The organism is Myroides sp. WP-1 (assembly GCF_014145635.1).
Classification (GTDB): Bacteria; Bacteroidota; Bacteroidia; order Flavobacteriales; family Flavobacteriaceae; genus Flavobacterium.
Window position 1 is genome coordinate 144,226 of sequence record NZ_JACHTC010000007.1, and the last position, 9,981, is coordinate 154,206.

10 protein-coding genes and 1 pseudogene are annotated in these 9,981 nt (G+C 31.2%); 7 read left to right on the forward strand and 4 right to left on the reverse strand.

Features of this window, described 5'->3' with window-relative positions; all coding sequences use genetic code 11:
- Positions 1–159 precede the first annotated feature (159 nt).
- Positions 160–879 carry a hypothetical protein gene (locus tag H4K33_RS09105; RefSeq protein WP_182648144.1) on the reverse strand — a complete coding sequence of 240 codons (720 nt, stop codon included), beginning with the start codon at positions 877–879 and terminating at the stop codon, positions 160–162.
- A 473-nt stretch (positions 880–1,352) separates the two neighbouring features.
- Between H4K33_RS09105 and H4K33_RS09110 the strand changes: the two genes are divergently transcribed.
- From H4K33_RS09110 to H4K33_RS09140, 7 genes are all read left to right on the forward strand, one after another.
- Entirely contained in the window at positions 1,353–1,817 is a 465-nt protein-coding gene (locus H4K33_RS09110; protein WP_182648145.1) for a hypothetical protein, read from the forward strand.
- Between the two features lie 151 nt (positions 1,818–1,968).
- The gene (locus H4K33_RS09115) at positions 1,969–2,742 is read left to right on the forward strand and encodes a hypothetical protein (protein ID WP_182648146.1); all 774 of its coding nucleotides are present in this window, start codon (positions 1,969–1,971) and stop codon (positions 2,740–2,742) included.
- Positions 2,743–3,121: 379 nt separating this feature from the next.
- The gene (locus H4K33_RS09120) at positions 3,122–3,697 is read left to right on the forward strand and encodes a zinc-ribbon domain-containing protein (RefSeq protein WP_182648147.1); all 576 of its coding nucleotides are present in this window, start codon (positions 3,122–3,124) and stop codon (positions 3,695–3,697) included.
- A 200-nt stretch (positions 3,698–3,897) separates the two neighbouring features.
- Positions 3,898–4,323, forward strand: a complete 426-nt coding sequence (locus tag H4K33_RS09125) for a hypothetical protein (protein ID WP_182648148.1) — start codon at positions 3,898–3,900, stop codon at positions 4,321–4,323.
- A 215-nt stretch (positions 4,324–4,538) separates the two neighbouring features.
- Positions 4,539–4,997, forward strand: coding sequence for a GNAT family N-acetyltransferase (locus H4K33_RS09130; protein ID WP_255493633.1), 459 nt, complete (start codon positions 4,539–4,541; stop codon positions 4,995–4,997).
- 263 nt (positions 4,998–5,260) lie between these two features.
- Complete coding sequence (locus H4K33_RS09135) at positions 5,261–6,490, forward strand: site-specific integrase (RefSeq protein WP_006260538.1); 1,230 nt, start codon at positions 5,261–5,263, stop codon at positions 6,488–6,490.
- Between the two features lie 195 nt (positions 6,491–6,685).
- A complete protein-coding gene (locus tag H4K33_RS09140) occupies positions 6,686–7,801 on the forward strand; it encodes a Fic family protein (RefSeq protein ID WP_006260539.1) in 1,116 nt (371 codons plus the stop codon).
- An 874-nt stretch (positions 7,802–8,675) separates the two neighbouring features.
- Here H4K33_RS09140 and H4K33_RS09145 read toward each other — a convergent pair.
- The 3 genes and pseudogenes from H4K33_RS09145 to H4K33_RS09155 form a co-directional block, all read right to left on the reverse strand.
- A complete protein-coding gene (locus H4K33_RS09145) occupies positions 8,676–9,146 on the reverse strand; it encodes a JAB domain-containing protein (RefSeq protein WP_006260540.1) in 471 nt (156 codons plus the stop codon).
- 184 nt (positions 9,147–9,330) lie between these two features.
- A complete protein-coding gene (locus H4K33_RS09150; protein ID WP_006260541.1) occupies positions 9,331–9,843 on the reverse strand; it encodes a hypothetical protein in 513 nt (170 codons plus the stop codon).
- 18 nt (positions 9,844–9,861) lie between these two features.
- Positions 9,862–9,981 (reverse strand): annotated as a pseudogene (locus H4K33_RS09155) (IS30 family transposase); the annotation flags it as partial.

The following is a 9,981-nucleotide window of genomic DNA, read 5'->3' on the forward strand; positions in this document are numbered from 1 at the left end:
GGACATTTTAAAAAAGGTTTTTACTTTTTCAGTCTTTTGTTTTGCTGTTATATTGTTGGTTGCCTTTCCGAATGTGCAATTAAAAAGGACATGCATAGTTGAATGAAAACAAAAACAGCAGCAAATTATGTTTGCTGCTGTTTTTGTCTTGATGCATGTTTATTGCTCTTCGTATTCTTCTGTGTAGTTTTCTTGTTCTACTTCCGTTTCACTTTCTGAACTATTTCTGATGTTCAAGTATTTTAACGGGTTAGTTTCGTTTTCACCATTATAGAAATCGTCAAATTCTTTTACTAAGTTGGCAATTTCCTCTAAAGACATTACATCGTTCTCTTCTCCAGTAGCTTTGTAATATTCTGTTAGTTTTAGGCGATCTGTATCGTATTTTTTTCGAATTGACGTTTTTTGAGCAGCGTAAATTTTTCTATCCATTCCATATTTACGGTAGATTTCTTTTTGCTCTGCTTTGTAAAGCTCATCCAAGTTCTTTAAATCTTCTTTTAACCCTTTGTCGATGTTATTAGCTTGATCGTATTCAACTTTTTTCTGTGCCCAAATATCCATCTGATCTTTGGTTAAGGTACGTTGAATAAATAATTGATAACCTGCTTTTACTTTTTTCTCTGTTTCTTTTTTCTCAACAGGTAACATATCTGTTCTATCATTTAAAGCCTGTAAGTCTCTTTTAATGTATTCGTTTTTGACAATAAAAGAGGCTTCTTGTTTCTGATTTAAACCTAGCTCCCCTTTATTCTCAAGAAGAACTTCAATATCCTTATACACAATAATGTCGTTTCCCGTCAATAGCACTGGTTTTTTTTGTGCATATGTCATTGACAGAGATAAGAATAGGATTGATAATGAGATGATCTTTTTCATTTTTTTTCTTTATTTCTTCGATTGCAAATTTAGTGTAAAAATAATCTTTTTCCTTTCGAAGTATAGTAAAATAAAATAGAGGTTTGCAGCTTGTATTTTACTTCGATCCATACTCAGTCTACAACTTGAACAAATGTTGTTTTTGACTCATTAACTCAAGCTGTGTTATGGTTCTTTTTACAGATTATAATTGTTTACAAAATTAAACATATCTTTATTAAAATTAGTTAAAATTTTTTAAAATATTAATTCCAAACGTGTTTGGATACTTTATTTCTTTTTTTAGAGAATATTTATCTTGATTTTGATCAGTTTCTTCCTCTATTTAAACGCGAAATCTTTATTTTTGGTGTGTTTCGTGATTTATTTTTTGTGATTTTTCATTTGTTTTTCTACTCATAACGTGTTTTTTTATATTTTTAAATATTGGTTATTTTTCCTTTTTTTATGATAAAAGGTTATATATGTGTTTTATGCAACTATTGTGCCGAATTTTGTTTTTTAGATATATTTATGAATATTTGCGACTTGTAGGAGTGGTGCTTTTTATTTCTTGTTTGTCTCCAACACTGTATGCACAACCCAGTGTAGGTAAGGGGATGGAAAAGACTATTTACGCTGTAAAAGATTCTATTCAAGTGGCTAATGTTGAAAAAGGAGGTCTTTTTCTTGAGATAAAAAGTTACTTTGATGACTATAGTACCACAAAACCAGGCAGTGTTACGCAATTTTATTGGCTAGGTCAGTCACCCAACGGAGATTTAGAGGTTCGCTATGTTTTTGTAAATGAATTAATTGATTTTCGCGTTGACACAAAGTTTCAATATGCGAATAATGAAACACAAAGGTTAGAACTCAATTTGGGGCGTCGAACGCCTTTTGTAGTTGACGTGAAACTTTGGATTGAAAAAGGACAATTATTAGTCAAATTATTGTAACAACATCAGTTTATGTCGTAAAATCATAGTGAAAAACGCTTTTTAAGTTAATTTTTCGTATTCGATGGTTTTATTTTTTGTAATGGTTGGTTTTTTTTCTACTTTGCGTAACCCAATTCGGGAAAATGTACAACAAAACCACTAAAACACAATGAAAAAGCCAGTTATTTTTACCTTGCTATTGTTAACGATGAGTACGGGTGCATTTGCTCAAATGGCACTAGATCGAATCGATGCAAATCCAAAATGGAAACAATACGACCATTTTTTTGAAAAAGATGCGCAAAGTGTTTTTCCTAATGATCGTATAGAGTATGAACTAAAGGACGGCAAAATTAAAAGCTATCGTTTGTATTACAAAGATGAGTTAGGAAAGTTGTTTGATGTTTTCTACGATGATAAGGGACGCGTGTATCAAGAAGTTTTAATGTATGACGCAGATCGCGGGCAAGTTAGAGAAGTAGTCTATCAAAGTACGTTTACGTATGATGAGAAAGGTGCAATGGTTGATGATGGAGAACGCACTTACACTAAATTTGTGAAAGGCCGACCAATGTTGGTTACCTCACGCGAGTATTCAGATGAGTATGAACGTGGGTTTAGTACGGTGAGAGCTTACAACGAAAGCGGCTCCATTCGACTAGAGAAAACTACTTTTTTTGAAGAAGGAGAGAAAAAAATAAAAACAAGCACCTATAAGTATGACTCTTGTGATAACGTTGTTGAAGTGAGTACAAGAACAATTATCGCTCCTACATATACGAAAGAAAAGAAAAAGAAAAAAGATAGAACACCACCACGTCGTCCTGTTATAGAAAAAGAAGTATTTGCCTATGACTACAATGATGACTGTATGTGGACTAAAAAGTACAAAGTTGAGAACGAGACGAAAACCTTGCTTCGCGAAAGAGAACTTGTAAAATAGCACAAAAACCAATCAAACTATATTATGTAAAGTCCAATGAACGTTTTGTTTGTTGGGCTTTTTTTTATCGTTTGTTTAGTGATGGGTAAATTTGAATAGAAAACAGAGGTATTCATCATATAAATAAAGCGCTCTTAGTACAAGAGGAATGAATCATTTTGAATAGAAAGTTAATCTACGTAAGTCGAAATTAGCGTGATATACTCTTTAAGTACAAAGAAGATTAGTGCTTGGTTGTTTTTACTGTATTATAAGTGACATTGTTTGGTGGATGTAGGATGAAATGTTAAATTTGGCAGTTAAATTAACCAAAGAAATGCCTGTATATGGCATACTACTTGTGAAACGTACCGAAACTAACTAAAGATAAATTACACAGATGAAAAATGTATGTCAAAATTGCCAGACGGAGAACGAAATAACTTCCAAATATTGTTCAAGTTGTGGATACCAACTTCCAAAAATTGAAGTAGAAACTAGTGTTGAAATGGATTCCAAGGAAACGCACGCTCAATCATCTCAAAAAGGAAAACGAAAGCTAAATTTTGGCGCTTTGTTGGGAATCGTGATTGGAGTGGCCGTTGTGAGTTTTGCGGTCAATTATTTTTCAAAATCTTCGATTGCGATTGATCAAAAACTAAGTGTTGTTGCGTCGGAAATCAATAAAAACTGTCCGATGGTTATCGATCAGGATATCCGATTGGATAATACGGTAGCTATGCCCAATGCTACATTTCAATACAATTACACCCTCGTTAATTACGAAAAGGCACAGTTGAATATGGAGGTAGTTGAGCAAACGCTTTTTCCAACGCTGTTAGAAAATGCAAGAACAAATCCGGATATGAAGGAAATGCGAGAGGCTAAAGTAACGATTAACTACTATTACAAGGATAAGAAGGGAGAATTTGTAACGAAATATGTCATTACTCCAGATATGTATCAAAATAAGTAAACGATTACATAAAGATAGATGAAACCTTCTCAAAGCGCTGTTGAGAAGGTTTTTTTATATTTCATTTTTTGTGGATTAGAAAGTGTGATGTTCTGTAAAAGAATACTTATTTTTATTTTTGACTTAAAAAAGTTACCATTTTCTAAAATTAGGACGACTTGGAAATACGCATACTTATTTCCTTGAATAAATTACGCACAATGACAGAACAGGAAAACACAGCTCATAATATCAAGTTTTATTCGGCAAATGCTATTTGTCTTGCCACTTTTTTAGGAGGACCTTTGATTGCAGGATATTTAATTCGGGCCAATTATCGCGCTTTAGCAGAGGAGCAAAAAGCACAACAAGCGCTTGTCTTAGGTATTGTGTCTACTCTTATTTTTTTGGTTGCACTCTTGCTGCTTCCCGTAGAATTGGTTGATCGAATTCCCAATTATATTTTTCCCGCAATCTTTACGGGGATAGTGGGGTGGATTGTAGAGGTAAAACAAGGAAATATATTGCGACAACACAAAGAAAATAACAAGGAATTCTATTCAAATTGGAAAGCAGCAGGACTTGCTTTTCTTTCGGCTTTGATCTTGTTTATTACGGCTGTTTTGTTGCTATTATTATGGGAGTAAATGATATGATTTTATGAAGAACTACGGGGGAGAAAAAATAGTATTGGCCATAGGAATTGTTGTCAATCTTGTCTTTAATCTAATTTGTATGGGATTTATCCTTGTTGTGGTTTTATTTTCCCATTTGAGGTATAAGTTGTTTAAGAGGAGATAGAGGAGTGATGAAAAGAACGATAGTGATAATAAAGCTTTAATAGAAAGTAGAAAGAAATAGGATGTTGAATATTGGATATACAGAAGCGACAATAGAAGATTGTGAATTGTTGACACAAACGGCAAAAAAGGCAAAACAGTTTTGGGGTTATTCTGATGCGTTAATGGAAAAATGGCAAGATGATTTAGCCATTACTCCAACGAGTTTTTTGGATCGAAGTATTTATAAGTGCTATGTTGATAGCGATTTTATTGGTTTCTTCGTTTTAAAAGACATGAACGGGTATGCAGAGTTGGACGGGTTGTGGATATTGCCAGAGTATCATGGTAAAGGATACGGTCGTTCTATGATTGAAAAAGCAAAAGCAGTAAGTGTTGAGAAAAAGTATCGCTATATTGAACTGTATTCTGATCCTAATGCAGACGGTTTTTATCAAAGGTGCAAGGCTCAGTTGGTGGGGAAAGTTGAAACAAAAATCAAAGATCGCTACCTAAATATTTACCGTTTTGACTTGCTGTAGTTGTAATGAAAGTAAAGACAATAGTTGTATAAAAAACAAAACCCCTTCAAAAAATATTGAAGGGGTTTTCTTGTGGTCCCACTTGGGCTCGAACCAAGGACTTGCTGATTATGAGCCGGAGAAATGAATGTTGTATTTAATTGCATTTTGTTTCAAACTAACTGGTTTTTAGTTAGTTGCAAAATTTTTAAAATATTTTTGTTTCATCTATTTGCACGATAAGTACCGATTTGTTGTACGTATGTTGTACTTTAAAATTATTTATGATGAAAACGAGTTTAAAAATTGTATTAAAAAAGACAAAATTAAGTGATGGAACTTACCCAATTAATCTTAGAGTTACTATTAATAGGAGGTCTAAATTCTATAAAACACCTTACAGTACTGCACCTAAATTTTGGAATGCAAAAGTGGGGGAGTTTACCTCTAAGTTCCCGAATTTTTTACAAGCCAATAGAATATTAAGTACGCTCAAACAAGATGCGTCAAAAGTATTGGATTTGATGATTGAACAAGAAAAAGAATTTACACTTGAAGTATTTGATTCTCTACTTCGACCAGAGAAGGTTGAGATTGTAAAATTTGTTGCTTTTTTTCAAAATAGGATTGAGCAATTCAAAGAAGCAGGTCAAGTTAGTTCAGCAAGTTCATATAATGATTCATTAAAGGCTTTAAAACGTTTTAAGCCTGGGGTGATCAAATATGAGTTTTCACAAATTGATTATTCTTTTTTAGTAGCCTTTGAAGCAGACTTAAGATCAAGAGGCTGTACAAATGGAGGAATAGGTATATATATGCGTAATATACGTGCTATTTATAATTCTGCTATTAAATCAAAAATAGCATCTTTGGAGAATTATCCATTTAGAGACTATGTGATTTCTAAGTTGAAATCTACCAAGATAAAAAAAGCGCTTACAAAAGAAGAGTTACAGCTGCTACTTGATTATGACTTTTCAGAAAATACTGAAGGAGCTAAGGTGTTGTATACTTATTTATTTAGTTTCTTTTGTCGAGGAATGAACTTTACTGATATCGCTGAATTAAAATGGGATGATATAAACTCTAATCGTTTTAGTTATATCCGAAATAAAACAGGCGTGGCTATTAATGTAAAGATACCAGAGAATAAAGACTTGGATACTATCTTAAACTATTTCAGAATCTATAGGCCATTTGATACAGATTACATCTTTTCAATCCTGGATAAAGATCTAAGCTTATATACTAAAGAAGAACTAAGAGCACGAAAAAGTAGTGTTAGGGATTATTATAATAAGCAGTTAAATATCATTGCAAAGGAATGTGGGATTAAAACAAAGATTACCTTTTATACAGCTCGTCATACTTTCGCTACTCTATCATTAAAAAAAGGGGTGAACTTATATATGCTTAAACAGGCCTTTGGGCACCAATCTATTAAAACTACTGAAGCTTATGTAGAGGATTTTAATAGAGAAGAGCTTGATCAGGCATTTGAGAATTTGTTTTAACTATGTTTGTGGGGACTGATAAAGCGTGTTTTGTAAAGAGGGAAGCTTATTTGATTTTTAATAGAGATTTATCTGTTTCTGTTTTACATTATAATTTAATAAAAAATATTTTGATTACAATAATATCTATATTTATGTAATCAAACATCTTTGTTTTTGTTTTTATTTGTATTTTTGTAATCAAAATAAAAATGTATGGATTATAATTTAGAGAAAGCGGTAGATTATCATTATGGTGTTTTTCCTCCAAAGAGTATTGATTATGCTCTTTTTATTCAAGAATTAGTGAGGGCTACTGATGCATTGGCACGTTTTGATCAAATGTTAAAAAACCTACATAACACTGAAATTTTATTAGCTCCTTTAAGAAATCAGGAGGCGGTAATATCTTCTAGAATTGAAGGTACAATTAGCACAATGGATGAGATACTTCAATATGAGGCTGATCATGAAGGTGAGGATATCACTACTGCTAAAACCGATGTAATAGAAACTATCTTATACCAACGTGCTTTGAAAAATGCTCAAAGTGCACTTGAAAGTGGCTATGATTTTTCATTAAGCTTTCTTAAGCAAATGCATCAACAGTTGTTATATTTAGGTAGAGGAGCAAATAAATCTCCTGGTGAATTTAAGAAAGAACAAAATTATTTGGCAGATAGGTTAAAAAGAGAAATTCAGTTTATTCCTATTAGGCCTGAAAATCTAGTTGATGGATTAGAGCAGCTTTTTAAGTTTCTAGAAAATAGTGATTTTCCTCCGTTAATTAAAACTGCTATTATGCATTTGGAGTTTGAAGCATTGCATCCTTTTAAAGATGGAAATGGAAGAATTGGAAGAATGTTAATTACGCTGAACTTATGGAGAGAAAAAATTCTTTCAGAACCTCATTTTTATATTAGTGGATATTTTGAAGAAAATAAAGATGAATATATAGAACAAATGCGTAATGTTTCCAAAACAAAGGATTGGAATGAATGGATTCTTTTTTTCTTAAAAGCAGTAGAAAATCAAGCGATTAAAAATTTAGAAATAGCTGAGAGTATAAAGAGTTTGTACGAAACTACAAAAACTGAATTCTCTGAGTTACTATCTTCAAAATGGAATATAGAGATACTTGATTTTATATTTACTTATCCAGTATTTAGAAATAATAAATTTGTTAGTACAACAAAGATCCCGAATGCAACAGCAGTACTAATGATTAAAAAATTAGTTGATAATGGCTATTTAGTTTTAAGAGAAGAATCATCAGGGCGTAGAGCTGCGATGTATTCTTTTGAACCTTTAATGAAATTAGTTAGAGTATAAAAATTGTAATCAATATTTTTTGTTTACATAAAAGTACTGTTTTTTGTAATCAAACTAGTTAGTCTTCAAAAATTGTAATCAATATTTTTTGCTTACATAAAAGTGTTATTTTTTGTAATCAAACTAGTTAGTCTTCAAAAATTGTAATCAATATTTTTTGCTTACATAAAAGTGTTGTTTTTTGTAATCAAAGTAGTTAGTCTTCAAAAATTGTAATCAATATTTTTTGCTTACATAAAAGTGTTATTTTTTGTAATCAAACTAGTTAGTCTTCAAAAATTGTAATCAATATTTTTTGCTTACATAAAAATGCTGTTTTTTGTAATCAAACTAGTTAGCCTTCAAAAATTGTAATCAATATTTTTTGCTTACATAAAAGTGCTGTTTTTTGTAGTCAAACTGATTTGTATGAAAGTAGTGAACTTTTGGCGTTTTTTTAAATTGTGTAATTAAATGGCCTAAAAAAGAAATATATATACTGTTTGCTCTTTTAGCTTTTTTTGTAATACACTAAGGTTATATACCTTTTTATATTTGCTTTATTTTGCGGGTATCTTGTTCGGTTTGAGGTATAGTTTTTATTTAAGGTAACATAATTATTGTTAGGTTCTTGTATTGATTAGTATAGTTTTAAGAAATTCTAGAAATGCCCGATTCTAACTAAGAATTGAAATTGCTTAAAATCAAGCTTTTTTTATTTGATGGTTATTTGATACAAACCTAGTTTTAAAAGTTAAACTGCTTAAAATCAGTTGTTTTTTTATTTGATGGTTATTTGATAAAGGGGATTTTTAGCTTCTAAGTAAAATTCATTTGAGTTAAATACAAAAGTGAAAACTAGAGTAATTAAGAATATATAAAAAAACAAAGACACCTATAAGGTGCCTTCGTCTGCAAAGGAGTAGTAACTCTCTTCGGTTATAATTAAGTGATCTAAAAGATTAATATCAAGTATCTTACTTGCTTCTTTTATTTTTCTTGTAATTTGTCTATCAGCATCACTTGGATCTAACTTTCCAGATGGATGATTGTGAATAATTATAAAAGCTGTAGCATTAGCCTTTAGTAAAGCTGAGAAAATAATTCTTAAATCTACTATTGTTGCGGTTATTCCTCCCGTTGAAGCTTCTAATACTCCAAGTACTTTATTGTTGTTAGAAAGCATAAGAACTTTAAACTGTTCTAATAATTCAATCTTATTACCATCCCAAGCCTTTAATGCTATTTGATATGCACTATAAGAAGATGTAATTTGAGGTCTCTGTGAAGCCTTTACTTTTGATTTGTAAATTAATTCTACTTCTGAAGCGATAAGCCAATCTTTGTTTAAAACTGTAGTTTCCATAATATTAAATTTTTAAATTAATTATGGAGCCACAGTTGGTAATGGCTTAGCAAGCGCAAGAAACGGGCGCAATAAAGCGAAGACTTTAGTCAAGCATTTATGGGGGTTTTCTTGCTAGCGAACCGCGAGGCATTGCCTAACTTTGTGTAATTATTAATAAAAAATAAAACTAAAAATCAATGTACTATAAAGGCTTTTTTGTGTTATTTTCAGAAGAAATTTTCCACTTTTTATATACCTCAAAGTTCTTTGGATTCTCTTTAAAGAACTGATTCAGATACATTAATTCAAGATTCGATTTCTTATTATTTTCTATTAACTGATTATAATCAGAGTAATGAATTGATTTTTTAATCGCAACGTAAATTGATAAACCACTTGTGAGTAAAAGAAAAATATTAAGGGCTATGATGTAGAACATCTTCTTATGACTAATAGCCCTATATACTTTTAAAAGGTCTTCTTTAGTATCATAAAGTGTGGACTGAAATGCAGTGAAATCATCTTGTAATCTTTGTCTATTATTTGACTCAATTTTGTGTAATTCAGACACATTTACTTTTACTTCAATATTATTTATCCTGTTTGAAAGCTGAGTTTGCAGAGTAATATTTTGCTTGAGTTTTTCTTGCAAGTGAACTACCTGCTGAAATAGTAACTCAGTGAGTTCTGTGAGTGTAGGTTGTTTCTTTGCCATAGTTAAAGATTGCTGAATTCAACTTGCAAATGCAACAGAATTCTGATTAATAATTTGTTTAAATTTTTCGTTTGGCGTGAGGTATCCAAGTCTTTTACGAGGTCGATTATTGAGTTTATTTTCAATCCACTTAATCTG

Excerpts from the sequence above, each read along its gene's own strand:
- H4K33_RS09125 (WP_182648148.1), top strand. The coding sequence starts at position 3,898 with ATGACAGAACAGGAAAACACAGCTCATAATATCAAGTTTTATTCGGCA.
- H4K33_RS09150 (WP_006260541.1), bottom strand. The coding sequence starts at position 9,843 with ATGGCAAAGAAACAACCTACACTCACAGAACTCACTGAGTTACTATTT.
- H4K33_RS09115 (WP_182648146.1), top strand. The coding sequence starts at position 1,969 with ATGAAAAAGCCAGTTATTTTTACCTTGCTATTGTTAACGATGAGTACG.
- H4K33_RS09135 (WP_006260538.1), top strand. The coding sequence starts at position 5,261 with ATGATGAAAACGAGTTTAAAAATTGTATTAAAAAAGACAAAATTAAGT.
- H4K33_RS09140 (WP_006260539.1), top strand. The coding sequence starts at position 6,686 with ATGGATTATAATTTAGAGAAAGCGGTAGATTATCATTATGGTGTTTTT.
- H4K33_RS09105 (WP_182648144.1), bottom strand. The coding sequence starts at position 879 with ATGAAAAAGATCATCTCATTATCAATCCTATTCTTATCTCTGTCAATG.
- H4K33_RS09145 (WP_006260540.1), bottom strand. The coding sequence starts at position 9,146 with ATGGAAACTACAGTTTTAAACAAAGATTGGCTTATCGCTTCAGAAGTA.
- H4K33_RS09130 (WP_255493633.1), top strand. The coding sequence starts at position 4,539 with ATGTTGAATATTGGATATACAGAAGCGACAATAGAAGATTGTGAATTG.
- H4K33_RS09110 (WP_182648145.1), top strand. The coding sequence starts at position 1,353 with ATGCAACTATTGTGCCGAATTTTGTTTTTTAGATATATTTATGAATAT.
- H4K33_RS09120 (WP_182648147.1), top strand. The coding sequence starts at position 3,122 with ATGAAAAATGTATGTCAAAATTGCCAGACGGAGAACGAAATAACTTCC.